Source organism: Armatimonadota bacterium, assembly GCA_028871815.1.
GTDB lineage: Bacteria > Armatimonadota > Chthonomonadetes > Chthonomonadales > Chthonomonadaceae > REEB205.
Genome location: JAGWMJ010000001.1, coordinates 401,677 through 425,769, shown reverse-complemented (window position 1 = coordinate 425,769; position 24,093 = coordinate 401,677). Strand labels below are relative to the sequence as shown.

General features: G+C 60.6%; 21 protein-coding genes and 3 tRNA genes. 11 read left to right on the top strand and 13 right to left on the bottom strand.

Features of this window, described 5'->3' with window-relative positions:
* Positions 1 to 2 precede the first annotated feature (2 nt).
* From KGJ62_01735 to KGJ62_01725, 3 genes are read right to left on the bottom strand one after another with little or no spacing between them, the layout of a single operon-like run.
* Complete coding sequence (locus KGJ62_01735) at positions 3 to 1,703, bottom strand: acyl-CoA dehydrogenase family protein (protein MDE2125289.1); 1,701 nt, start codon at positions 1,701 to 1,703, stop codon at positions 3 to 5.
* A gap of 11 nt (positions 1,704 to 1,714) precedes the next feature.
* Positions 1,715 to 2,866 carry a 2-oxo acid dehydrogenase subunit E2 gene (locus KGJ62_01730; protein MDE2125288.1) on the bottom strand — a complete coding sequence of 384 codons (1,152 nt, stop codon included), beginning with the start codon at positions 2,864 to 2,866 and terminating at the stop codon, positions 1,715 to 1,717.
* A 4-nt stretch (positions 2,867 to 2,870) separates the two neighbouring features.
* Entirely contained in the window at positions 2,871 to 4,871 is a 2,001-nt protein-coding gene (locus tag KGJ62_01725) for a 2-oxoisovalerate dehydrogenase (protein MDE2125287.1), read from the bottom strand.
* Between the two features lie 340 nt (positions 4,872 to 5,211).
* Here KGJ62_01725 and KGJ62_01720 point away from each other — a divergent pair, with 340 nt between their 5' ends.
* The 7 genes from KGJ62_01720 (at position 5,212) to KGJ62_01690 (ending at position 9,948) form a co-directional block, all read left to right on the top strand.
* Positions 5,212 to 5,898 carry a DUF4157 domain-containing protein gene (locus KGJ62_01720; protein ID MDE2125286.1) on the top strand — a complete coding sequence of 229 codons (687 nt, stop codon included), beginning with the start codon at positions 5,212 to 5,214 and terminating at the stop codon, positions 5,896 to 5,898.
* 78 nt (positions 5,899 to 5,976) lie between these two features.
* A tRNA-Glu gene (locus KGJ62_01715) sits at positions 5,977 to 6,048 on the top strand.
* A gap of 13 nt (positions 6,049 to 6,061) precedes the next feature.
* Positions 6,062 to 6,142, top strand: a tRNA-Leu gene (locus tag KGJ62_01710).
* Between the two features lie 75 nt (positions 6,143 to 6,217).
* Positions 6,218 to 7,477: a GNAT family N-acetyltransferase gene (locus tag KGJ62_01705; protein ID MDE2125285.1), complete on the top strand. Its 1,260-nt coding sequence runs from the start codon at positions 6,218 to 6,220 to the stop codon at positions 7,475 to 7,477.
* Between the two features lie 129 nt (positions 7,478 to 7,606).
* Positions 7,607 to 8,479 (top strand): hypothetical protein, encoded by an 873-nt coding sequence (locus KGJ62_01700; GenBank protein MDE2125284.1) that lies wholly within the window; start codon positions 7,607 to 7,609, stop codon positions 8,477 to 8,479.
* 317 nt (positions 8,480 to 8,796) lie between these two features.
* Positions 8,797 to 8,868, top strand: a tRNA-Val gene (locus KGJ62_01695).
* 93 nt (positions 8,869 to 8,961) lie between these two features.
* Complete coding sequence (locus KGJ62_01690) at positions 8,962 to 9,948, top strand: tyrosine-type recombinase/integrase (GenBank protein MDE2125283.1); 987 nt, start codon at positions 8,962 to 8,964, stop codon at positions 9,946 to 9,948.
* Between the two features lie 67 nt (positions 9,949 to 10,015).
* Here KGJ62_01690 and KGJ62_01685 read toward each other — a convergent pair whose 3' ends face one another.
* Together KGJ62_01685 and KGJ62_01680 are read right to left on the bottom strand one after the other, a co-directional pair.
* Entirely contained in the window at positions 10,016 to 10,219 is a 204-nt protein-coding gene (locus KGJ62_01685; protein ID MDE2125282.1) for a helix-turn-helix transcriptional regulator, read from the bottom strand.
* Positions 10,216 to 10,707 carry an adenine methyltransferase gene (locus KGJ62_01680; protein MDE2125281.1) on the bottom strand — a complete coding sequence of 164 codons (492 nt, stop codon included), beginning with the start codon at positions 10,705 to 10,707 and terminating at the stop codon, positions 10,216 to 10,218. Before KGJ62_01680 ends, KGJ62_01685 begins: the two co-directional genes overlap by 4 nt.
* 198 nt (positions 10,708 to 10,905) lie before the next feature.
* Here KGJ62_01680 and KGJ62_01675 point away from each other — a divergent pair, with 198 nt between their 5' ends.
* The gene (locus tag KGJ62_01675; protein MDE2125280.1) at positions 10,906 to 12,324 is read left to right on the top strand and encodes a DUF4263 domain-containing protein; all 1,419 of its coding nucleotides are present in this window, start codon (positions 10,906 to 10,908) and stop codon (positions 12,322 to 12,324) included.
* On the opposite strand, the gene KGJ62_01670 is transcribed toward KGJ62_01675, so the two are convergent.
* Both KGJ62_01670 and KGJ62_01665 read right to left on the bottom strand, forming a co-directional pair.
* Entirely contained in the window at positions 12,231 to 13,364 is a 1,134-nt protein-coding gene (locus tag KGJ62_01670; GenBank protein MDE2125279.1) for a replication protein, read from the bottom strand. The two genes, KGJ62_01675 and KGJ62_01670, sit on opposite strands and share 94 nt — an antisense overlap.
* Before the next feature lie 485 nt (positions 13,365 to 13,849).
* Positions 13,850 to 14,704: an AAA family ATPase gene (locus KGJ62_01665; GenBank protein MDE2125278.1), complete on the bottom strand. Its 855-nt coding sequence runs from the start codon at positions 14,702 to 14,704 to the stop codon at positions 13,850 to 13,852.
* Between the two features lie 137 nt (positions 14,705 to 14,841).
* Here KGJ62_01665 and KGJ62_01660 point away from each other — a divergent pair, with 137 nt between their 5' ends.
* Both KGJ62_01660 and KGJ62_01655 read left to right on the top strand, forming a co-directional pair.
* Complete coding sequence (locus tag KGJ62_01660; GenBank protein MDE2125277.1) at positions 14,842 to 15,147, top strand: hypothetical protein; 306 nt, start codon at positions 14,842 to 14,844, stop codon at positions 15,145 to 15,147.
* A gap of 148 nt (positions 15,148 to 15,295) precedes the next feature.
* Positions 15,296 to 15,550: a hypothetical protein gene (locus KGJ62_01655; GenBank protein MDE2125276.1), complete on the top strand. Its 255-nt coding sequence runs from the start codon at positions 15,296 to 15,298 to the stop codon at positions 15,548 to 15,550.
* Between the two features lie 5 nt (positions 15,551 to 15,555).
* On the opposite strand, the gene KGJ62_01650 is transcribed toward KGJ62_01655, so the two are convergent.
* Positions 15,556 to 16,449, bottom strand: a complete 894-nt coding sequence (locus tag KGJ62_01650; protein MDE2125275.1) for a hypothetical protein — start codon at positions 16,447 to 16,449, stop codon at positions 15,556 to 15,558.
* Between the two features lie 352 nt (positions 16,450 to 16,801).
* Between KGJ62_01650 and KGJ62_01645 the strand changes: the two genes are divergently transcribed.
* Positions 16,802 to 18,244, top strand: coding sequence for a hypothetical protein (locus KGJ62_01645; GenBank protein MDE2125274.1), 1,443 nt, complete (start codon positions 16,802 to 16,804; stop codon positions 18,242 to 18,244).
* A 73-nt stretch (positions 18,245 to 18,317) separates the two neighbouring features.
* Here KGJ62_01645 and KGJ62_01640 read toward each other — a convergent pair whose 3' ends face one another.
* From KGJ62_01640 to KGJ62_01620, 5 genes are all read right to left on the bottom strand, one after another.
* Positions 18,318 to 19,928, bottom strand: coding sequence for an AAA family ATPase (locus KGJ62_01640; protein MDE2125273.1), 1,611 nt, complete (start codon positions 19,926 to 19,928; stop codon positions 18,318 to 18,320).
* Positions 19,925 to 20,167: a hypothetical protein gene (locus KGJ62_01635; protein ID MDE2125272.1), complete on the bottom strand. Its 243-nt coding sequence runs from the start codon at positions 20,165 to 20,167 to the stop codon at positions 19,925 to 19,927. Before KGJ62_01635 ends, KGJ62_01640 begins: the two co-directional genes overlap by 4 nt.
* 50 nt (positions 20,168 to 20,217) lie before the next feature.
* Positions 20,218 to 22,323: a DUF262 domain-containing protein gene (locus KGJ62_01630; protein ID MDE2125271.1), complete on the bottom strand. Its 2,106-nt coding sequence runs from the start codon at positions 22,321 to 22,323 to the stop codon at positions 20,218 to 20,220.
* 48 nt (positions 22,324 to 22,371) lie between these two features.
* On the bottom strand, positions 22,372 to 22,683 hold the full coding sequence (locus KGJ62_01625; protein ID MDE2125270.1) for a hypothetical protein: 312 nt from the start codon (positions 22,681 to 22,683) through the stop codon (positions 22,372 to 22,374).
* Between the two features lie 151 nt (positions 22,684 to 22,834).
* Complete coding sequence (locus KGJ62_01620) at positions 22,835 to 24,085, bottom strand: AAA family ATPase (protein ID MDE2125269.1); 1,251 nt, start codon at positions 24,083 to 24,085, stop codon at positions 22,835 to 22,837.
* Positions 24,086 to 24,093: the final 8 nt, after the last annotated feature.

The window sequence follows — 24,093 nt, the reverse complement described above, 5'->3', positions numbered from 1 at the left end:
GGTCACAGCGGGTACCCGTCACGCTCCAGAGACGCCTCGGCTGCCAGGCGCAGGAGCATGCATGGGTTTGGGCCAAAGGAGCGTCGTCGCTCCAACCGGGTAGTTGCGAGGTTGTTCTGCGGCAGGGTGCGCCGGATCACGGCAAGTGCCCCGGTGGCCGTTGCCGTCAGGCGGTCCTCTGCCGCATCCCGCAGCCGTTGCATCACGCTCCGTCGCTCGCCAGTGGAGCGCTCGGTACGCATCCGCATGCTGCTGCAGGCGTAGAGGCTCACCACCAGGTCGGCGAGCGCGGCAGTTGCCACCTGCGCATCGGCGGGATGCATCGCATCCGCGCAGCGCGTCAGCTCGCGATGTGCGGCGCCGATGATCCCACGCAGCGCACGTTCCAGATCCTCCTCGCTGAAAGAGGCCGCATCGTCATCGAGCAGCGCCACGGCGCCTTTGGCGATCCTGCGGTCGAGCTGGTTGATCAGGGCCACACGCACGATCTCGTTGGCGCCCTCGCCGATGCGCAGCAGGCGCTGGTCGCGCCACGTCCGGGCGAAGGGATACTCCTCGGTATAGCCGTTCCCGCCATGGATCTGGATCGCTTCGTCCGCATGCAGGCTGTACGCCTCCGAGCCGAACACCTTGACGGCGTTGCACTCCAGCGCCATCTCCTGCGCGGCGTGGTGGTATTTCGCTCCGGCATCCCCTCCGTCCGGGTCAATCGGTGCAAACAGGCGGTCCAGGTCCCCGGCCAGCCGGTATACCATGGTCTCAAGTGCGAACAGGTCCGCTGCCATGGCGCCGAGTTTGGAGAGAATGAGCCCGTATTCGGCAAGCGCCTTGCCAAAGGTGTGGCGCTGCTTCGCATACCGGCAGCAGGCGCCTAAAAGCTGCTTGATGCCGCCGGTTGCGCCGGCTTCCAGCCGCATTCGGCCCATGTTCAGAGCGCACAGCGCGGCGTAGTGACCGCGCCCCGGTTCCATGGCATTCTCGGCCGGCACCAAAACGTCATCGAGAAGCAGCCGCCGCGTGGAGGTCCCCTTCATCCCCAGTTTGTGCTCTTCACGCCCAAAGCCAAATCCGCGGGAATCGCGCTCCACCAGAAAGGCCGTCAACCCGCTGCCCTCCACCTGGGCAAATACGGTGAACAGGCCGGCAAACGCCGTATTGGTGATCCACATCTTCTCGCCCGTCAGCGTGTACGATTTACCGTCCGCCGAGCGGGTGGCCCGAGCGGCGGCCGCCAGCGCGTCCGAGCCGGATCCGGCTTCGCTCAGCGCAAACGATGCGATGTATTCGCCACTCGCCAGACTCGGCAGGTACCGCCGCTTTTGATCGGCCGAACCGAAGTAGAGTAGGGGCAGCGTGCCAATTACCGTATGGGCTTCGTGCGTTAGGGCAAACGATTGCTGCCAGTTGAGGTTTTCGGCAATCAGCGCGCAGGCGGCCTGGCTCGCGCCGAGTCCGCCGTAGATCGCCGGGATATCGCCTGCGAGCAGACCCAGGCTGCCGGCCTGCTGCATCAGCCCGTGCATGAGCGCCGTATCGCCCGATTCAATCCGTTCGGTTTGCGGTAGAACCTCGCCGGCAAGAAACTCCGCCGCCGTGCGACCCATCAGGCGCTCTTCCGCCGAGAGATCCTCCGGCGCGAATCCGGGATCTCCATCCGCCGGCATCGTCAGAAAGCCGCCGCCAATGGGCGGGTTTCGGGTCACCGGCGCCGCGGTCACGATGCGGCCACCCCATCGCGCCCAAACTCCTCCGCAGCCTGGCCGACGGCCTGCAGAAACTCCGCGGCCTGCACGCCATTTACCACGCGGTGGTCAAAGGTCAGCACGGTGTTGGCCAACGTCTTCCCCTCCTGCTCGAATGCGGCGCCGATAAACAGGACCGCGATCGCTGGGGCGACCAACACGGGCACGGCATCAATCACGCCGTACCCTCCCATGTACGTCAACAGCAGCTGCGTGGCCGCGTCTGCCTGGTCGGCGCCATCCCGGGCGGCGCGGATGCGTTGTTGAAGCGTCTTCACAAACTCCGGATACGGCAGCTGATTGGCTGCCCGGATCACCGCCGTGGTGAGGTTGCCCTCCGGCAGCGACACGGCCACGCCCATGTTCAGGTTGTTATATTCGCGCAGCGTCTGCTCGCCCACCAGGATGGACCGGAACTTTGGATGCTGGTTGGAAACCTGGGCAACAACCCAGGCAAACGACTGAAACTCCGAGACGTGCAGTTCCGGTTGGTCACGCTTGATCTGGCCCACGCGTGACTTTACCAATCCCCACTCCACCACGCGCCGGATGGTGCCGGGGACAATGGTCTGCGCGCTCCGTTTGAAGTGGTAGATCAACAACCGCTGCTGTTGTGACAGCGTGTGATCGGTATACTCCGAGCTGCTCTGGCCCTCGGCCGGGGCGCGGAGGGCAAGGTAGCGATCCACATCCTCCGGCATCAGTGTGCCGGATAGGGAGGGAATGAGCGCCATCTCCTCTTCCGACACACCCAGTGTTTTACAGTGCTGCCGGGTGCGCGGCGCAACCCGCAGCACCGGTCGAGCGGCGGCCGGCGGCACCGCCGCGGCATCTGCCGGTGGCGCCGCTGGAGCAGGCTGCGCCGCGCTGGAGGCAGTTGCGGCCGCCACTTCCACCTCGGCAATCGGCGCGCCGATCGGCACGATATCGCCTTCCGATACCAGCCAGCGTCGTAGCGTCCCGGAAAACGGCGACTCCACATCCATGGTTGCCTTGTCGGTCTCCATGCTGTAGATCAGCTCGTCCCGGCGGATCATATCTCCCGGGTTCTTGGCGAAGCTAAGGATTCGCACCTCCTGCAGGCCTTCGCCCATCTGCGGCACCAGTATTTCCTGAGTCGGCACGTGGCTACTCCAGTGTGGTGTGTATCGCTTGTACCACCTGTTCCACCGATGGGAGCAGGCTCAACTCAAGCGAAGGACAAAACGGAATGTGGACGTCCGGCCGCGCGACCAGCTGCGGCGGCGCATTCAGCAGGAAGAAGCGGTCCGGCGTGGAAGTCATTTCGGCAATCACTGCCTGGCCGAAGCCGCAGGTGCGGGTATCTTCGTGAACCACCACAAGTCGGCCGGTTTTGCGCAGCGAATTCTCGATGGTCTGCCAGTCGCAGGGCACAATGGAGCGCAGGTCCACAATCTCTGCCGAGACGCCCTGCTTCTCCACCTCGTCGGCAGCCTGTTCGGCAATCTCCATGCAGTTGCCCCAGGCAACGAGGGTGACGTCGGTGCCGGAACGGCGAATCGAAGCCTTGCCAAACGGCACAGGTGTGTTGGGCCGCACCGGCATCCGGACCCGGAATATGTGCTTGGGAACCAGGATCAGCGTCGGATCGTTATCGTGCAGCGCGGACCAGAAGAGCCCGGCCGCATCCTCTGGCGTGGAGGGCACCGCAACGCGAAGGCCCGGGATGTGCGCGAACCAGCCCTCGTTGCTCTGGCTGTGCCAGATGCCGCCGGCGGGCAGATAGGCGCCGTACGGGGCATAAAACACCGCCGGGCAGGTCCACGTTCCTGCCGTGCGCCAGCGCAGACTGGACGCCTGAACCACCAGCTGGTTGAACGCCGGCGTAATGAAATCGATGAACTGGATCTCGAAGACCGGACGGAAGCCGGTGGCGGCCAGACCAACCGCCGTCCCCACAATAGTCGCCTCCGCAAGCGCCGAGTTGCGGACACGATCCGGATAGTCGGTGCTGAGGCCCTTGGTGATGCCGAAGACGCCGCCCTTTGGATCTTCAATATCTTCACCGGTCATCAGCATGGTCGGCACGGCAGCCAGACCGGCACGCAGCGTGCGGTTGACCGCTGCCACGATGGTGTCGGTTTCACCGTCGGCCTGAGCCGGTATGGGGCCCGGTTTGCCTTCCTCCCCAAGCACATTCTCAAGGACCGTGGCCGGCGGTGGGAACGGCGCCAGGTCGATGCGTGCATAAATCGCATCTACCTCTTCCAGTACCTCAGCGTGCATGGTGGCGAGTCCGGCCTCGTCAAGCTGGCCCTGTGAAATCAGGTACTGACCGTACAGCAGAATCGGGTCGCGCAAGGGCAGGGCTTCCAGCTCGTCGGCGGCTCGGTAGACGCGCTGGTCGTCGGCGCTGGTGTGCGACCCAAGCCGATCGAGTTCGCACCACAGGATGCACGGCCCGGCGCCGGCGCGGGTGCGCCGAATGGCATCGCCGCACCGCTCGGTAACTTCGGTCACCACGCGCCCGTTGATGCGCTCAACGAGCTTCGCGTTGAATATATCCAGCCGGAACGGCAGCATATGCTCCGTTGGCGTGCTGATGGCGTACTGGTTATCCTCCACCACAAACACAATCGGAAGCTGATCCTGAACCGCCTGGCAAACCGCTTCAAAAAACTCGCCCTGGCGGGTTGCGGCATCGCCGATCGAGCAGAGCACAATGGCGTTTGAGCCGCTCAGCTTGATCCCCTGTGCCGCTCCAACCGCGGGCAGGCACTGCGCCCCGGTTGGCGTGGCGATGGAGAAGATGTTCAGCGCCCTGGCCGAGGTGTGCGCGGGCATGTTCCGGCCCTCGCTGCTGGATCCCTGGCGCGCCAGAAAGTCCAGCGCCAAATCCTCGGTGGTCATGCCGCGGGCCAATACCAGCGCCCGGTCTCTATAGAAAGGGAAGAGGATGTCGTCCGGCGTCAACTCGGCGGCTAGCGCGGCCATAGCCTCATGCCCCATTCCGGGCACCTGAAACCAGCCCTTGCCCTGCCGCATCAGAATCGCTTCGCGCCGGTCGCCCTCGCGAGAGAGCATCATCAGCCTCAGCAGTTCAACTCCGTGCGCCGGGCTTGCGCCAACAGCCAGAGGTTGGGCAGCACGATTGCCTTGAGCGACCATTCTCGTGGAACCCTTTCGCCACTCGCCGCCGGCCCCGGAGCGCTTTTACGCGCCGCGACCGGAGCGGTCGTTATGGGGCATACGCATCTGGGTAGGCGTCGTTGCCCCCGTCAATTCTGCAAACTGTAGCGCCGCTTCTGCCTACACGGGCAAAACACCGACGCGCCACAGACGGCACAGTATACCCAACATGCCCGGCGCCCGGTCGGGCCGGATCGCACGCCGCTCCGTCAGGCTGGGTCGCGGCGCGAACATACGCGAAGAAGCGCCCTCGCCCACCCGGAGGTTGGATGCCGCATCGTGGCGCGGCGAGCGCCGGGACGGGTACAATCACCACATTATGAAGTACCTTCACGCCCTCGCGGCTGCCTCGGCAATGTGCGCTATAGCGGTTTGTCCTATCTCTGCTTCCGCGCTGGCGCCGCGCCCGAAACCGGTTGTGGTCACAACCGATACGTCACAGGTTCCCAACGATGCGGCATGGGCCGCCATGGCCCAGAAACTGGTTGAGAAGTGGTACCCAAAGGTGGCGAAGCTGCTGGCCACGCCAGGATTCACGCCTCCCGGTGAGGTCCACCTGCTGTTTGTAAAGGATATGAAGGGTGTGGCGTACACCGCCGGGACCACCATCCACATCGCAGCGCATTGGATTGAACAGCACCCCGAAGACAAGGGCATGGTCATCCATGAAATGACGCATGTGGTGCAGCAGTATCCCACCTACGATCCCTCGTGGCTCGTGGAGGGAATAGCTGACTGGGTCCGGTTCTTCGTCTACGAGCCAAAAGCCAAACTTCCGCCCATCAACCCGCAGCGCGCCCACTATACCGATGCCTATAAGACCGCCGCGGCTTTTCTGGCCTGGATCCAGAAAGCGCACCACGTGAACATCGCGCTGAAGATGAACGCCGCACTGCGATCCAACACCTACACACCGGACCTCTGGAAGGATGACACCGGAATGAGCCTGGATGACCTGTGGCAGGAGTTTATCCAGAAAGGCAACCTGGCCACCGGCGGGCGGTAGGCGCGGCCACAGGCAGCGCTTGACTCTGCCACCATGGCTCGCCCATAATAGGCACCGCTATTCGGCGGCGCTTGTTTTGGGGATATCGTCCAGCGGTCAGGACGGGGGATTTTCAGTCCTCAAACCGGGGTTCGATTCCCCGTATCCCTACGGCCCAAAACGTGCCGGGGTGGTGAAATGGTAGACACGTACGCTTGAGGTGCGTATGCTTAACGGCTTGCAGGTTCAACTCCTGTCCCCGGCACTTCACAAGGGGCGGCAGCGCACAAACTGCGCAGCCGCCCCTGTTGCTCGTTAAGGCACCTGCCGCACCGCTTCCATGAACGCCCCATCAGCCACAATACGCGCGTACAGGAAGAAGCGCGACCGCGACGCCGCCCGTCGAATCTGGATGGAAGTTGGCTGGAGCCAGGACCCCTCCGGGCTCGGTACGGATGCCGACATGGTTGTGGAGGCCGGCCGGGCTGTAGTTGCGGAGATGGATGGCTCGGCTGAGGCCCTGGCATGCTCATGCCGCGGAGCGATGCAGTACCTTGACTCGGAGCTGCCCATCGCCTGCGTGACCGGTGTTGCAGTTAGCCGCATCGCGCGCAAGCAGGGGCTGGCCAGGCGCCTGACGGCGCAGCTTGTGGCGCACGACGCTCGGGAAGGCGCGGCTCTTACGGTGCTTGGCATGTTTGAGCAGGGGTTCTACAATGAACTCGGTTTCGGCACCGGCGCGTACGAGGTGTGGGCGTCGTTCAACCCTGCCGACCTGCAGCTGCCCGTTTCGCACCGACCGCCGCAGCGCATCGCGTGCGATGAGCAGAAAGCCGTGCACGCCTGCCGTCTGGCGCGGCGACGCTCACATGGCGGCACAAACCTGCACCCGGTCGGCATCTCGGGCGGCTGGATGAACAACCCGGCGACGACATTCGGATTGGGCTTCCGGGACCCAGGCTCCGGGGCCATCACCCACATGGCATGGTTCAGCACAGACGACAATGCAGAGTTTGGGCCGCTCTTCATCCCGTTTATGGCCTGGCGCACGCCAACAGAGTTCCTCGAGCTCATGTCGGTGATCCGCTCCCTCGGCGACCGGATTCATCTGGTTCGGATGCCCGAACCCGCGGGCATCCAGCTGCAGGATCTGCTGAGCCAGCCGTTTGCCCGGTTCCGCACCACAGCGGGCGGCAAGTTTGCGGCCAGATTGGAGGCGCGCGGCTACTGGCAGGCGCGCATCAACCACCTGGAGCCGTGCGTGAGCAAGACGCAGGTTTGCGGTGAGCCCATCCGGTTTAACCTGAAGCTCTCAGATCCGATTGAGAAGTACCTCGCAGCCGGCTCAACTTCAAAGTGGCGAGGATGCGCCGGAGAGTATGTGATTACGTTCGGGCCGGAATCGAGCGCTCACCGCGGAACCGCACCGGGTTTGCCGGTCATGCAGGCCGAGGTCGGCGCGTTTACGCGGCTGTGGCTGGGCGTGCAGCCGGCCACGGGGTTGGCAATCACCGATAAGTTAAAGGCGCCGGATCGGCTGCTCGAGGGTCTCGACCGGCTGCTGCGCTTACCCCGCCCGTGCCCCGATTGGGATTTCTGACCCCGAAAAACCCCCGGATTGCAGCGTCTCGAAGCAGGAATAGCGCCCCGGGCGTGACGAAATCTGGCGCACGGACCTGCCTCGTTCTTCCGCGATAGAGATCAACTCTGGCGATCCAGGAGGTTATCGATGAGGATTAACACCCGCCCGCTGGCAATAGCCGCGGCCGCGGCGGCTATCGCTATCACGGCGCGCGCCAACGCGGACGTGAAGTACACCACCGAAATGAAGGTCGGCGGGGGCGCCGGCAGACCCGGCGGTGGCATCTCGGTTACTCACTACTATAAGGGAGCTAACGAGCGCACCGAAACGCACATCAAGTTCGGCCCGATGGACATGACCCTGGTGACGCTTACGCTCTGCGCGAAAGAGCAGACCTACACGCTGGACCCGAACCTCAAGATCTATAAGGTCGCGCCCGTCGGCGCGCCCGCGCTCGCCGCACAAAGTTTCCGTGGAATGCGAGGCGGCGCCGGCGCGCAATCCGGACAGATGACCGGGAAATCCGATACCACATTCACCGTGCAGGACCTCGGCCAGGAAACCGTAGCCAACCTGCCATGCACGCATTCGAAGCTCACCATTCACTCGGTGACATCCGGCTGCCTGGGGGATGCCGACCGCACGTCTACGATCGAGGTATGGTCGGCGCCCGGTACCCTGCCGTCCGGCTGTCCCGCCCGGTTCATGCCGAGCCGCGACGTCACCACACCAACCGGGTGCAAAATGACGTACACGCTGCACGGCGATATCGACAAGATGAAGGCCCTGATGGGCGGCATCATCACCCGTATGATCGTCACGGGTCCGAACGGCCAACAGATGACGCAGCAGTTGACCGATATCTCGCGCGATCCGCTCGACGATGCGCTCTTTACCATTCCGGCCGACTATAAGGAGCTGCCGGCTGCCGACTACGATTCGCAGGAGCAGAAAGCGATGATGGACAGGATCATGAAGCTGCGCGGTGGTGGACCGGGCGGGCCGCCGCCCGCCCCATAGCGGGTTCCACTCCTCCGCACTCCGGAATCCGGGTTCCAGAACGAGTGAGCCGGCAGCGTGCCGGCTCACTTGTTCGTATTTGTAAGCGGTGGTGAGCAGTCCACACCGCCCCGAGCTGGTCACGTTTCTGCAAGCCTAGATTGCCGACGAGCCGGCTCACGGCGTGTCGGCCGGCAAGGTCGGCGCCCGGGTTCAATTGGCGGCGTTGGTGCAGGACGTGCGCTCACCCCGGGTCGAGATCACCCGGTTTCTGGCTGGCTGGCAGCCACCGCGCCGGCATTGACATTCACCCGGCGCCGTGGTAGATTCCCAACGTCGGGCGGTTGGCTCAGCGGTAGAGCGCCTCGTTCACACCGAGGAGGTCACTGGTTCGAATCCAGTACTGCCCATAAAAGTCTAGCACTGCTGCGACGTTTCGTGCTCAGACTGAGCGCAATAGTTTGGCGTCTTGCTGTCCTCTGAACGACCGTTCGGAGGATAAAATGAACAACAGAGCGCCTCGTTTTACGAAAACGGAGGCGGCCACTATCGGCGTAAACGACCTTGAGCGCTACGCGGATGGCTGGCTGTTGTCCGGCGAAATCGATCAGCATTCCGCTCGCACCCTCGGTAACCGCCGCTCCATCGTTAGCAAGCTCGTCTGGTTCTTGCGCGAAAAGAACCTCGACTGCTGCGGCACGATGGAATTAAGGCAGTTCCTCGCCTACGTCACCAACGGCCACCAGGAAGCCGGCGGGCGCTGGGGAAACGCACAGCAGACGCGCCCCGTTCGCCCGCGTACGGTTCACACCTACCACGGACACCTGCGGACCCTCTTTCGCTGGATCGTCTCGGAAGACGGACTCGGCGTCTCCCCGATGGAGCGCATTCCGGTTCCGACCTCACGCGCAGATCAGGTTCAGCCGTTCACGACGGACCAGGTTGAAGCTCTCCTGAACGCAGCGAAGCGTTCGCAGATGGCATACCGAAACCAGGCGATTGTCTACTTCCTCTTGGACACCGGCCTGCGTGCCTCTGAGCTCTGCTCCCTGAATCGCGAGGATGTAGACTTTCAGGCAAGGCGCTGTGGAGTGGTTGGGAAGGGGAACAAGCGCCGGATGGTTCCGTTTGGAAAGACGGCGGCGAAATCGCTGTGGAACTACCTCAAAGCAGAGCCACAGGAACCGGGCGAACCCCTATTCATGTCAGAACGCGGCGAACGGCTGACTCGAAGCGGCCTCCGGCTCCTGTTTGTGCGGCTGGGTCGCTCGGCAAGGCTACAGGCTGCCCGCTGCAGCCCGCACACATTCCGTCATACATTTGCCGTGGAGTTTCTGCGGGCCGGAGGGAACGTGTTCACCCTACAGCAGATCCTCGGGCACACCAGCCTGACAATGACGAACCGCTACGTTGCGCTCGCGCAGGCGGATATAGAGAACCAGCACCGGCAATACTCCCCGGCTGATAGGTTGAGGAGAAGCGTACGGTAATCAGGGGCGAGAAGAACGGGGAAAGGAAGAGAGGCTACCTGTGGCTGCGACCCCACAGGTAGCCCGGTTAGAATGGCGCCTTACTGTCCTCCTTTCTTGGCAAGAACACGTCGAGACGACACTGGTAGAGCGCGGCGAGCCGCCGGGCTACCGAGTATGAAGCACCGCGGCGCTCGATCTGGCGAAGATACCCTTCGCTGATCCTTGCTCGGCGTGACGCCTCCTTAATGGTCAGGCCCGCTTCCATCCTTGCTATGGTTGCGGGCGTCATCGGTGCTGACCGGCACCTTCGCAAGCACTGCACACAATCGGTGCAGCGCCAGGCCGAAAGATAACAATCGCTGAAGGGAAAGGGGCGGAATTCTTGCAGTTTCCAAACTTGAGCCGGCCCTGAATGAAACGTGTCTCGCCGAAGGGCTTGACCCACGTATGCCACCACTTCGTATCTGTTCTGGCTGGCAGGAGACAAACGACCGTGGCTCCGGCTCGCGCGCTGTGATACGCCTTCTCGACCCAGTGCCGAATGGCTCGACCGTACGGCGGATTCATCCAGCAGACTCCGGTCCACTGCTGGCTCAGTCCGTCTTCAGCCGGAGTGAAGAACCGCTCGCACTTGGCGTTCTCGGGTAGCGCACAAACATCGAGGGTAAACTGGAATTCATCGTTGAAGCGGGCGAAGAAGTCGGCCGGTGTCGCCCAGAGGTCAGTCCGCGAGCTGAAATGCACCGCGAGCCGATCGGCGTTCTTCGTTTTGTCGATGTCCACTCGCTTGGCTGGCACCGGACCTGCTCCCGGCGAGCACGCATCGCATGATGAGGATATGCGGCCCGCGCTAATGGTTGAATTGTGCGGCCGGGGCGGATTGCAAAAGGAGTGGCAAATCCCTGGGAGTTCGGGAATGTTGGGTGGCAACTAACGTAGAAGCGGAGGGTTCAATGGAAGGACAATCGCGGCGCAATGGCAGTTGACACAGGCCGTTCCCATTCCCTGGGAATTCGCGTGTTCGGCGCGAGCGAGGTCATGGTAAACGGCAATCCTGTGCGGTTCATGCCGAAGAAGACGCGATGGGTCTTCATCCTGCTAGCGATGGCGAGTGCGCGGAGTCGTTCGTTGTCGAGGAGAGAGCTGTCGGTCGCCCTATGGCCATTCGGCGACGGAACCAACTACCCCGTGAATCGCATCATGCCGCAACTTGAGGCCTGCCTCGGCTGGGCAGAGGAGCGGATATCGCGTCCGGCCGCAGGCGTTATCCACTTGGATCTCACCGGCGCCGAATTCGACCTCATTGAGTTCCGCTCGATTCTCATCGACGCGGTGGCGGATGCCGATCCGGCTCAAATCGAAGCGGCCGTGCACATGCGCCCTAGTCGATTGTTATCAGACTTCCCTGATGGAGTTGCATCTATCGAACCAGAGCGTGAGCTACTCCGAGGGGAACTCTTCGCTGCGGTTGACGCCATCGCAAATCTTGCGAGGGAGAAGGGTGACCGCGACGCCGAGATCAGGTCCCTTGCAATCGCTCTAGCGGAGAATCCGCGGCCCGACGAAGAACGGACTAGGCGGTATGTGGAAGCGTGCGAGTTCCTGGGAAAACGGGATAGGGCTGTCTGGGCATTGACGCAGTTCCGTGCCAAGGGCGGATCGAACATGGCAGACCTTCCGTCTGTTGAGCGATTCCACGTCACTAGGCACGTAGGGGCCGATGTCGTTAACGAACCGCGGCAGCCCTATGAAGCAGTGAAGCAGAGCTCAAGCGAGCAATTACGGGCCGAACTTGCGCGAGCAATCGACAAGGAGCAGACCGCCGCGGCCGTCAGGAGGTTGCTCCGACAGCATCCGCACTTATTGGCGGGTTCAGATTTCGTTCATGCCGGCGTTGTAATGTCCAATATTGATCTTGGGCACAAGTCTCACGCTGATCTCGCGTGCGCCGACTTTGCATACATCGAGCCGCAATCCGGTCGGAGCTACGTCCACGTGATCTCCTTCGCAGATCCAGCTACGCGCATCTTCACGGAGCGCGAGGAATTCACGCCTCAGTTCCACCGCGCGACGGAACTCCTCGAAGCGTGTGCTTACTGGATCGGCCGAAACCAGTGGCATTTGCCAGAGGTCTTTGGACCGCGGTATGAGGAGGTCGCAGGCGAACCGCTCTCTCGCGGCTTCTTCATCCCGAAGTGCACACTCGTCATTGGCCGTAGGTCCGAGCTGAGCAGCGTGCGTGCAAAAGAGAAGTTGGAAGCGCGGCGGGGAAACGAATCGAGTGGTCTGGCAATTCGGACCTACGACGGTTTCCTCGAAGAGGTCGAGCCGACAATCCGCGTCGATCCGTCGAATGAGCGCGGCATCCGTTGCGTCCCGTACGAGAGTGACTGATCGGTAAGAAACTCTGCCAGCAGCGCCAAACGTGTTCCTTCGGTCTCGAAGGACCGGATGAGCCGTTCTCCAACTTCCGGCGCTCCCTTGACGATCGGTCTGTCCACGGCCTCCCGCTTCTTCCTTTCAACATATGCCAGGAATGCCGCAAACTCGTCAGGTTGGTCGATCTCAAGGCGGGCAAGAGTCTGCTTCAGCGAACTCCGTTTCGAGGCTCTCAGGGCAATCTCAGCGCTCCTGTGAGCCTTTCTCGCCATGGATCGGACCTCTGCGCGCCGTGCTTCTTCATAACCTCGTGGCGGGGCGAATCCGTCCTCGATAGCTCGGCGAAGGAACGCCCCCCGGCCACTCTTGAAGACGAACCCCACTCTCATGCGGAACCGCAGGAAGTCGAGTTGCCGGCGGCACTGGGCGGCGTCAGCCGTCGCAAGTCGGATCGCGTCACCTCGGTTCATGTCATGAGCGATTAGCTCATGTACGAGTTCAGCAGCATCCGTACACGGTACGGATGGCACTGCTGCTGTTTCTTGTTCTGCCTCTTGTGCTGTTTCTTGAGGGTTCGATTCTGGGACTACGCCCGGTTCGATCTTGGGACTACTGGTGGTCCGGTCGTGAGACCACCTCGCGTCACCGTTTGAAGGTACGTGGTCCGAATCTGGGACTACCCTCCCTCCCCCTCCCGAACTGCCCTTGACCCTCCAAGCGAGATTGAGTCGGTAGGTACTCTCCTCGTGTTCGTTCGATTTCTCATTGAGGTTTAACTTGCGAAGGATGATCTGCTTCGCCTCCAGGGTCTTGATTGCTCTCGCGACACTTGACCGGGACAGTCCGGTGCCGGTGTCGAGAACAGTTCCATCGCGCTTAACGATGCCGGTGCTTATCTGACTAAGGCTGATGTTGTCGCTCTGCTTCCCGAAGCCGAACGTCCTGCGCCCAACGTACAAAACGACCTTGAGTTCTGCGCCCGAGAGTTCCGAAAGCCAGAAGTCGAGGATGACATCGGGAATCTGAGTGCTGTTTGGGATGAGCGCGCGTGTCATTGCGATCGCCTCCCGATGCGCTGAAGGTGCTCCTTGAGCGCATCGGCGATAATTGACTGCTTGGTCTGGCTCTGGAGCCGCGCGGCCATGTCAAGGCGTTCCCAGAGGTCCGCCGGAAGCCGGATTGTCGAGCTCGTACTCGGCCCGTTGTGTAGGTCGGTGGCGTATGGACGCTTAAGCGCGTCCTTCATGGCCTGGCGGACCGGGTCTGCGCCAACCTCGCCTTGCGGCGCCGCCCCGTTACTGCGGTCGTGCGGTTGGGCGTCCTCTCGCTCGCGCGCTGACGCGGTGCTTGGCTCTGGCGGAGCAGCGTTGACTGGCTCGCTCGTGGCAGCGTTGGCGCGTTGCGGCGAGGGTGCGTTGCTACGTTGCTGCGTTTCTGCGCCGTTGCGCGGTCGTGCATCGAGCTCGTGCAGCTCTCGCAATCTGGCAACCGGATCGCTGGGGAGTGTGAGGCTTCTCGTTCGTTGCGATGTCATATCTGCCTATTGGTTGGCTGCCGCCCGGAAATCGGGGCTCGCCCAGTTCTTCATGTTGTAGTCGCTCAGCGTGCGCCGCAGAGTGTGATCGTCAATCTCCGGCTTGCCCGCGGCGAATGCGGCCAGGAGCGCCGCGTTGCAGAGAACGCAGAGGTCGCGCGGAACGCCTCCCGTCGCGTTGTAGAGCATCTTGTGCGTTGGTTCCAGGAACACGCCGTCGAAGTGACCGCCCGCTATTGTCATCCGATGGCGGAGCATTTCGAGCGATTCCTCCCAGGTGAGGGGGTCAAGCGTTGCAATGCCGGCGATCCTCGATCTCAGCGCCGGATTCTGTGCGAGCCTGTTCTTGAAGTTGGGCTGGGCTAGAAGCACGATTTGGATGAGCTTCTCGGTCTGCGTCTGCTCGTTCGTCATCGCGTGGATCGTGTGGAGGTTGTAGGAATGTATGGTCTGCGCCTCATCGATGACGAGGACCACGGTGCGGCCCTTCTTGTACTCGTCAACCAGAAAGGCCCGCAGTTCCGCCTTGAGGTCGAGTAGATTCCTCACAGGCGGAATGCCGAACGACGCCAGGACGTTACGGAGGAACGCTGCCGGCGTGCGGGGTGATGCGTCGTTCACTTGCCCGACAACGAACCGGTCCGGCTCCTCCCGCCACGAATTCACGGCGAGATGGGATACGGTGGTCTTGCCGGTGCCGACCTCACCGATCAGAAGGAAGAGCCCCTGTCGTTCACGTGCGTAGTAGTCTATCTTGAGCAGGGCTTTCTCATGCTCAAGGCTGCTATAAGCGAACGCCGGGTCGGGGGTCGTCGAGAACGGTGGGCGGTTGAGGCGGAAGTGTTTGAGATAGCTGACCATATGTCCTCCCTTGCATCCTGTAGGCAGGATGCAGTATTAGGCCAGCGGTACCGAGGCGTCAAGAGGAAATCGTGCGCGAGCGTAGACTTTTCTTGACTAGCGGGCGCGAGCTGCTATGCTGGCACGCTGGAGGCAAGATGCTCGCTCAGAACCCCGACCGCCGACGACGAATTCAGGTGGACCTAGGACGGCTCCTTGCGACGCCGGCTGCGCTCGAAGCTCTGACGGACGCGAAGGTGACGCCACTGGAGTTCATCCGGCGACATCAGCGCGGAGATTGGGGTGAGGTTTGCAAGGCCGACCAGGAAGAGAACGAGCTGTCCTTGCGCGAAGGCTTCCGGCTCCTCTCCGCGTACACGCTCCCGCAGACTGGCGCCAAGATCTGGATCATCACGGAGGCGGACAGGTCTGTCACGACCATCCTCCTGCCGGAGGAGTACTAGGAGCATCTACACGAACGCGCCGCTCTGCCAGGCAGCCGAGCGGACCCATTTACCTTGGAGGAACATGCGCAACACAGAGACGAGGCAGCGACGACAACCCCTACCGGCCCAGCCCGATGACCAGGACAGCGACCTTAATGGCGAATCCATCGGGCGAACAAACCAGCCAGTCCACGAGATCCGGCTTGGGCGCATCGTGGCGGCGATCTGGATGCACGAGACCGAGTACGGCCCTCGGCACAATGTTACAGTCAGTCGGATATACAAGGACGGCCAGCAATGGAAGCGCTCCGACAGCTTCGGCCGTGAGGACCTTCCGCTGCTGTGCAAGGCCGCCGATCGCGCTCATGACTGGATACTTGAGCAGGGCAGAACGCGGACGGTCGTGGATGAAGCGGCGTAAACGGGTCAGTAGGCGGTGCGCCGACGCGTTAAGGCATCTGCTGCGCGCTGGGCGGTCAGTCTAGCGTATCGCTCGCCGTTCTCTCTCGCCTTCGAACTCTCTTCCATCAGGCGAGCCGCGGTATCGTCCGGCGTCCAGCCCCAATCGATGGCGATAAGGCAGAATGTGAAGTCCGCGCGGCTGATGTCAGGCGCGGTGCCGCCGTGATTGGCCGGCGCGTCGGCGACACAGCGCTCGTACGACGGCCATCGTTTCCGCGTCCGCAGTGGCCGTCGTTTCGGGACGGGGCCGGCACACCTCGTATCAGGAGGAGCGAGGAAGCCCGCCGCGCCCAGCTCTGCCTCTGATGTGAGGTTGCCCGGCCGAACGTGACATACCGCGACCTCCGGGTAGTCGGGGGCGTATTTGGGCTTGAAGTTCCTGCTGCCGGCGACTCGCGTGGCTCCCGATGCACTCGGATCGGCGCCAACACCAAGGCGGAGCCGACGCGGAAGGTCGTCGCTGCTCACCTCGTTGAGCGCGACCCACGCCTGGAAGTTGCCGGGGCTCGTTTCCAGGCTTAGGAATGATACGCGATCGAGCCGGCCGCGGCGCTCGGCGTCTAGGTCGTCAAGCTGCAGAAACACGGGCGGGGCCTTCGGCCTTACGATCACGTTCCATCGATGGGCGCAGCAGCGCGCCAGCAGATCCGGCAGAGATCGGCGGAGCTCCTGACCGCGGACGCCGCGCCTGAAGCTGACCTTCTCCCCAATCTCGGAGGTGATTGTGAGGTCGAACGCCTTCGCGCCGACGTTAGCAAAGGCGTCGAGCATTTCGACCGCGGCATATGCGCGCCTTGTGCGCTCCGCATCGTGTTCCGCCCGCGCCCGTGATTCCCACCTTGCCCGCTCGTCGTACATGACAACGAGTATGCCCTGGCGCCGACGACAAGTACAGTTGCATGTTCGGTTGCAGTAGGGCCTGACATCCGAAGAGTCTTCGCGAGGGGATTGATGTTGCGCATACTCGGGCCAGTGTTCCCGCCGCGTCGAGGGACGCAGATACCGCGCGTGCCTGGCCTCGTACCAGCTCGTCAGCGCGCCCGTTCTCGTGTGGTACTCTGAGGCAACAAGAAGGTGCGTAACTGGATGCCAGCCGTCTTCGGTGACGACGAAAGCTGGTTGATCGGCGGGCCTAGCGCTTAAGCACTGGCGTTAGCATTGCTTAGGCCGTCCCAGCGATTTGCTCTACGGCAGTTCAGGAGAGAATCAAGTGGCATACCGCTTCTCAGATCACTTCCGATTGGGCAAGTCTCAAGCGGAATTGGATTTCATTGACATTCCTCTCACGACTGACATCCCGCTGTTCGTTGATCCTTACGCGCTGAGTTTGGCCGACGACATTTGGTATATGGAATGCAACGACCTCATCGTAGATTTCTTCCAACTGGTAGTTGATAGCATACGCAGCGGTGATACTCGCACGGCAGGGACATTACTCCTGAATCTGCACGAGCCGAACGAAACCCACCTAGGGTTGTCCTCGGGTCGTCCGGCTGGGAGAGGAATCGGGCGCCATCAAGCCAATCAGATCTACTCACAATTGAGCAAGAGCCGGGCGGTCGCGTCTGGACAACTACGCGATCTGTCGGACTGCGAGCTTCTGATTGAAGGTATCAGTAACGATAAGATCTCGGATGTCACAGTCAACATCATTCGGGGCAAGCTTCTAGAATACACCGAAACTCAATGTACGTTGTTGGGTATTCCAACACGCAAGACACAATCCGGGTTCGTTTGGAACTCAGATCGTCGCAATTGGGAGAATCGATACGTAAATCTCCCCACCTACCAGGGCGAACGCCTCATTCTTGTCCCCAAAGCAGCGACCAGATTTCGACTTGCTGTCGATCATCAAGAATACCACCGCAACTTCGTCTTGGAATACCTTCAAGCCGAAAACTTGGAAGCCGCGACGTCGCTTGTCAAAGTCCTCAAGAACGGTAAACGCGTAGTCACCAAGACCGACCTGAAGGAGAAGTATCCCTGCAGTAAAGCGTTTCTCGCGAAGTTCTCGGAGGAGCACCCGGACATACTGGAGGAGTATAAGAAGTCGCTCGCCGCCAAGCCCGGCCCGCCTAACAACGAGGAAATCGAAGGTGTCCAGACTGACCGTCGCGCGATCGATGTGCGTAAACTGATTGACGAATTAGACTCTATTCCTCCGGGTGGCGATACTGCAGGAAGGTTTCATGCCTTCATCATGGGCGCGCTGGAGGTCATCTTCTATCCGTCTCTTAGATACCCGAAGAAGGAGCAGGAGATCCATGATGGGCGCAAGCGCATTGACATCAGTTTTCAGAACTCAGCAAGCAAGGGTTTCTTCTTCGATCTCAAGTTGAGGCACGACATTCCATGCCCGTATGTCTTCGCCGAGTGCAAGAACTACAAAGATGATCCTGTGAACCCGGAGTTGGACCAGCTGGCGGGGCGCTTCAGCCCGAATCGCGGTAAGTGTGGCTTATTAGTCTGTCGCTCAATACAGGACAGAGACATGATGACGAAGCGTTGCCGAGATGCGGTGAACGACGATCGGGGATTCATCTTGGCGCTCGACGACACCGACATTAGGTTGCTGCTAGAAGCACGAGCGAGCCGTGACGACGAGAAAATCAATCGTCATCTTCATGCCTATCTGCGGCAACTCGTAATGTAATTCGCCGGTTTGCTATTTCGCCTTCAACCTGTTCAACACAAACGCCGCACAGATAAAACTCCGGGGCTCCAGCCTACGTCCTGGCAAACACGGCAACAGTCTGCATGAGGTCTTGAAGGCGCTTGGTGATGCCGTTCCAGTCGCCCGCCGCATCGAGCCATTCCATCATTCGTTCCGGTTTGTCGGACTTACGCGGATCGGCCATTCCAGCCTCGGACTCAAAACACGGATCGCATTTCCATGCGTGGGCTTTGCCGTGCGCCGTTACTGCGGCCGATATCTCTTTCTCCCACTTCTCGTTTGTCCCAATGTCCGCAGGGGCAGTCTTGTCGGAATCGGTGTCGTAAATGGCGAGCACCGGTTTTCCGAGCGCGGCCATGATATTCACGAGGATGTGGACGGCACTCTTGCTACTCGATTCAATCACGGAACAGTCGCAATGATCGAGCTCCAGTACAGTCGGCATCATCGTAGCCAACCGCCGGATAGCAAGGCGCTCTGTCGCGCCTTCGACGACTACGACGCGCCGCGCGAAGAACACCTCATTCTTCGGCTCGCTCAGATGTTTCACTCGGCTGCGCCAATCGCCTTTGACCTTCTGCATGTCCGGTGGGATTACGCATGAACCAGTGACCTTCGTCTTGTGGACCATTCGGACCGACTCAAGAGAGGAGAGGTCGAGGAAATCCTGGCTGTGCGTAGTGTATACGGTCTGAACGCCGTTCGCTGCGAGCTCGCGTAGCAAGCGAAATAGGTGGCGCCGACCGTGAGGATGTAGATAGAGCTCAGGTTCCTCGAATAGGAGAACCGCATTCTCCTTCCTCATTTCCCTATATGCTTGGAGCAAGCTCATAACAAGCGCGGATTGAACGCCTGAGCCCATTCGTTCTGAGTCTACTACTTGGGGTGTATCCGCATCCTGGAAGAGGATGGAGAAGTTCTTGTAGATGTTGATCGGGTCCAATCCATCTAGCTGAAGCGTGACATTCTCCAGCCCAGTGTGCTTCTTGAGCTGCTCTCCGATCTTGGACTCCATCTGCTCGAAACCCGGTGTGCGCAACAGTTTACGGGCTTCGCCGAACTTGGCCTCAAACTGCTTGAACCGATCCTTGTCATCGCGTAGCTCTTTTGCGATGTCTGCGAGCATCCTTCCGAAGATGGAGCGGGAACTGCCTGAAAGGTGGTATCGAGCGTTGCGGTCAACGTCGATCATCACGACCGGGAGTTCATCGCGGATGTCGGTGGTTACGTTGGCCGGTGTCGGATACGGCTTGGCGTTCGGGTTCGGCCTCTTCAGTATCTGAACCGCCTGGCCGGCGTTGTCGATGCAGAGGAAAGACGATTTTAGATCGCCGACCTGCTTTTTCCCTGTCTTCTTCTTGTATCTGTCGATCTTGAACTGGATTCCGGTGAAGTCCACAGGTGCGCCGACATCGCCTTTGACTTGTCGAACCTCATCGAACCATACGGATAGGACTAGATCATCCTCGGAATAGGCGTAGAAGTCAGCAGGGTCAACCGCACGGGTCGTGGGCCATGTGTCGCCGAGTAGATAGGCTAGCGCGTTCAGAATGTTGGACTTGCCGGCGTTGTTCGGACCAATGAGTGCGCAAAGGTCGCCAACGTCGAATGATGCGTCCTTGATGCTACGGTAGTTCTGAATCCGAACTCGCTTGAGCTTCATGTCTTCCTCACCAACCTCCTCAGAACGAACGGCGGACTACAGACGCTCTTTGGCTCCTCTTCCCCGGCTGCCAGGACCCTCCACACGATCGTGCCGCCGTCGCTCACGGCGTCGAAATCGAAATGGCCCACTGTAGTAAGTTCGTAGGGTCGCGGCAGAAAGGTCTTGCCGAACCCGATCGGCATCCACGATTGCCTTATCCACTCCTCAACGGTCAACTGGCAACGCGTGTTAGCCATAGCAGCGCGCCACCACCCTCAAGTGATCCCGCTGAACGCCGGACGACACGTTACACCGTGCCAGCGGAAGCGATTGAGTGCGCCTGCCGGATGATGGCCATCGCGTCCTCCACGTCGGACTCCTGGTTGATGCTCACGCTCACTCCGCCCTCGTGCACAGCGTTTGCGAAGAACTTCCATTGCGAGGCGTCCCTAGCAATGCCGGCGTCGTCCACAACTTCGTTGAAGTCGAGGGCGAGCAATGCGACGATCCCGTGCTTTCGCGGCAGGAGTTCCAGAAAGAACGCTCCGTGGTAGTAGCTGACGGACTTCTGCTCGGCGAGCTCGATAATCTCTCCGTCGATGTCGCGAATCCTCTGGCTCAATAGCTGGAATAGCTCGCGGGCTCGTGGCGTCATTGGCACTTTTCCCACGTCGCGGCGCTTTGCAGTGGCTCGCCTTTCTGCCTCGTCGGCGGCGGAGATCAGCGACTTGTCTACCACAAGATTCGGCCAGGCAACGAGAGCTTGACCTGCGAGGAGCTTTCCTCGATGCTCCATTTCTGCAGTGGTCCAGCATGACTGCTCCCGGACATACTTGTTGAGGCGAACGGAGCTCTCCTCGAATCCTCCCGAGATTGTCTTCTTGTCGGAGAATGGCCGGTCCGAGTAGGTGCTGTTGTAGCCAGTCAATGTCAGGTTGCCGAGACGGTGCAACCATAGCCGCTGGACTTCGCGCCAATCGTTGCCGAGCATGGTTCGCCACTCAGCCGAGAGGTTCTCGTTTTGCGGCATGATGTGCTCGACCGAGTACTTGCTGGTATCCGTCACCTCTTTGGTGTTGAGATTCTCCAGACGATCGAGCAACTCAAAGCAGACCCGCTTTCCGTAGATGTCCCGCTCCTCAAGGGCCTTGCGGAACTCGCCGTCATCAGGAAAGCTGTAATTATCGCGAAGCCGTGCGAGCCCGACCATTAGGGACTGCAAGGGCTGCCCATTGTCGATGCGATACGCCAGATTCGCGAAGACCTGCCAGTAACCACGCGTCTGGTCACCGGTAATCGAACGCCGGAAGATGTAGCTCTCGATCAACCCGACAGCCCGGACGAAGTCCTCATCGCTCAAAGTGCCGTAGGTATCGCGGCAGTCGAGCAGACGCATGACGATGGTCGCTGGAACATCGACGAGCCTTCGCAGGCGGGCAAGTGGCTCTCGGAACTTCTCAGGGGAACCCGTACCCATGCTAAACATCGCGTGGTAACGGGCGAACCGATACAGCTCGTCCAGGAAGTGCTCCAGCTCGTCATGACCGGTGCCAAGGTCGCCAAACAGGCGCCGGAAAGCAAAGTAGATCTCGTCCGCTCGCTCCTGTCTGCTCGCCTGAGTCTTCAGTGCGATATAGTCGCGCATGAAGGCATCGAACGTGCGTTCAGATCCGCGGAAGAGGCTCTCGATCTTGCCCCAGTAACTCTCATACAGGCGCGTCTGCTCCTTGTCATCCAACCTCATCAGGATGAAGTTACGGATGAGGTCGGATTGGCTGAGATCAAGCCCTGTGGAGTTCAGGCTTTCGAAGATGAGTTGCGGATCGTCGGTGGCCCTATCGAGGGTAATGTCTACCACGGCGAGCCGACCAATCCCACGGTAGACAACCTCTGGATCGGTCCCTGCCATCTGCTCCCGAAAGTACTCGTAGTTGTCCCGGATACGCTCAGAAATCGTGTCTGGCAGCGGTGAAGCGTCGAGAATCGCTTGGAGCGTCTTCTGGTCGTAGCGGCGGAGAACGAGTTTGTGGCGTCGAGGCCCCTCCTCTTGGAGGTTCTTAAGGAAGTAGGCGTCGATTCGGTTGGCGGTCGGACCATCCTCTCCGCCTGTCCATTGCGATTCGAGGATCTGGTCGCGGAGCGCGGCAAGTAGAAGGGTTAGCGTCGTGAGACGCTGCTGCCCGTCTACCATCAGCCAACGTGTGAAGCCGGCACTTGAGTCTCCAGTGGACACGTAGACGACCGAGCCGAGGAAGTGGGCATGGTCGCCAGAGCCTGCGGCGACCTGCAGTACGTCCTTCCACAACTGCTCACAGTTCGCTTCTGTCCAACGATAATCGCGCTGAAAGACTGGAATGACAAACTGCGTGATCCCGTTGATAATGCTCGTAAACTGGCAGAGCCTGGCTTGCATCGGCTATTCTCCACTCTTAGGGTTTTTCTGCGACGGTGGCCGGCGAGCTCAGTCCATCCGCGGTTCGTAGCCGAGATCCCGTAGCCGCTTTCGGGCGATAGCCCGCTCTTCTTCCGTGAATAGCGAGCGGTACTTTGCGCGCAGTACGAGCTGCTCCATGCTCATGTCGAGCCGGCCCAGTTCCCAGAGGGTAGTTAGGCCAGCCTGGGCGTCCTTGCTCCGCAACAGCAAGCGCGCGGCCTCGACGCCGCCGTGCTCGGCGACCATTTGTCGGAAGTACGTCGCGTTGTAGCCGTACTGCTTTCGCAGAATGTCGTCGCCGCCGATCATGTCCTGTAGAAACTCCTGCTCCAGCGTCATCGTGTGCGCCCTTCGTCTGGCCCGCGACGTGCTGCGGCTTGCTGTATGCCGCGTTCGTGAATTCGCGGAACCCGGCGCGAGCGCGATCTCTTCCACATGACCGAAAGCTCCCGACTCTTTCTACGAGATTAGTTACCTGCCACTGGTCGTGTCACACTGGCCAAACCTGTCTACCTTCCAACGGGTGCTTCATGCCCTTAGCCTTGACTGCCGATTGGGACAGGCACATGCTGCAAAGGGTATTCATCGCGCCAACGACCTCTTCCATTAGCTTACGCTGCTGAACGACGAAGTCGTTGTCAAAGCGGTTTTCCTCCACGGCGTGTGCAGGTTTTTGCCGCTGACGGCGGACGTTCTTGAACGCCTCCATCATGTCCTCGATATCCGGAGCTGCCTCAGGCGGATATTTCGACTTCAGCCACTCCTCCATGACTTGGAGTGATCCCTTCTGCTCAACAATGGTCTTTCCGTCCTTGCGTACGATCTCGCGCTCTCGTGTGATCTCGTTCCTGAAGAAGTCGAAGCTAACGTTTTCCGAGAGTAGCTTGTCGAGTAAGTGGACGAAGGAATTGTAGTCCTTGAGAGTTGGACGGAGGAGGAACCCGAACTCGCGCGGTCTGTCCTCGTGCGAGAGTACGTTCCTGAACAAGGCCGGTCGCCCCATTACTGTGCACGCTTCGTTTACGAACTTTACTTGCTCGATGAACGCGCCGAACACGGATATGCCCTCGTACCACTCCCCTAAGACCTGGCCGCGATAGAAGTCCGGATGGAGCTTGTATTCGCCGATAGCGCGTTTCGCGTTCCACAACTGTTGGTGTTCGGGTGAGAGGCAGGACAGATCCCACAGCCACGCGGCCAACACTCGGTTGAGCTTCTCGTCGTATGCAAAGCCAAATGCCTGAAGGTAGACCTGATCGGACTCCGGCATTTGTCGCGGCGGATGTTCTGCGAGGTAGATTGTTCCGAGTATGTCGTCGTTCTGATAGTAGTAGCGGGGGTCGTTTCGATAATGCTCCAAGACGCTGAGGTCGAAAACTTCGAAACCGAGTTGCGGCTCACCGCGGGCTAGTCGGAGCGTGAATGGCTTGCCGGCGTAGTCAGCGGCGTTAACGACAGTCGCTAGATGCTGTGGTGTTGGGTAAACGCAGAAGCTGCCTTCGCTCTTCACGATTCTGATTTCGGGGCTGTGTTCCGTGGCCGGAATTCGAAGTGCAACCTTCGGTTCGTGTGGCTCTCTGTTTTCCCGCTCCCATTCGGCGAACCTTGCAATCTGGCCTTCGAGAGGCTCCTCGCGCAGCGCCTTTATGAACTGGTTGGGATGCCGGTCGCCGAATTCAAGCGAAACGCTGCCGTCCTTCAAAAGCGAGCGTAGGGCGCGTCTCCCCAGTGGCTCTTCCAAATGAACTT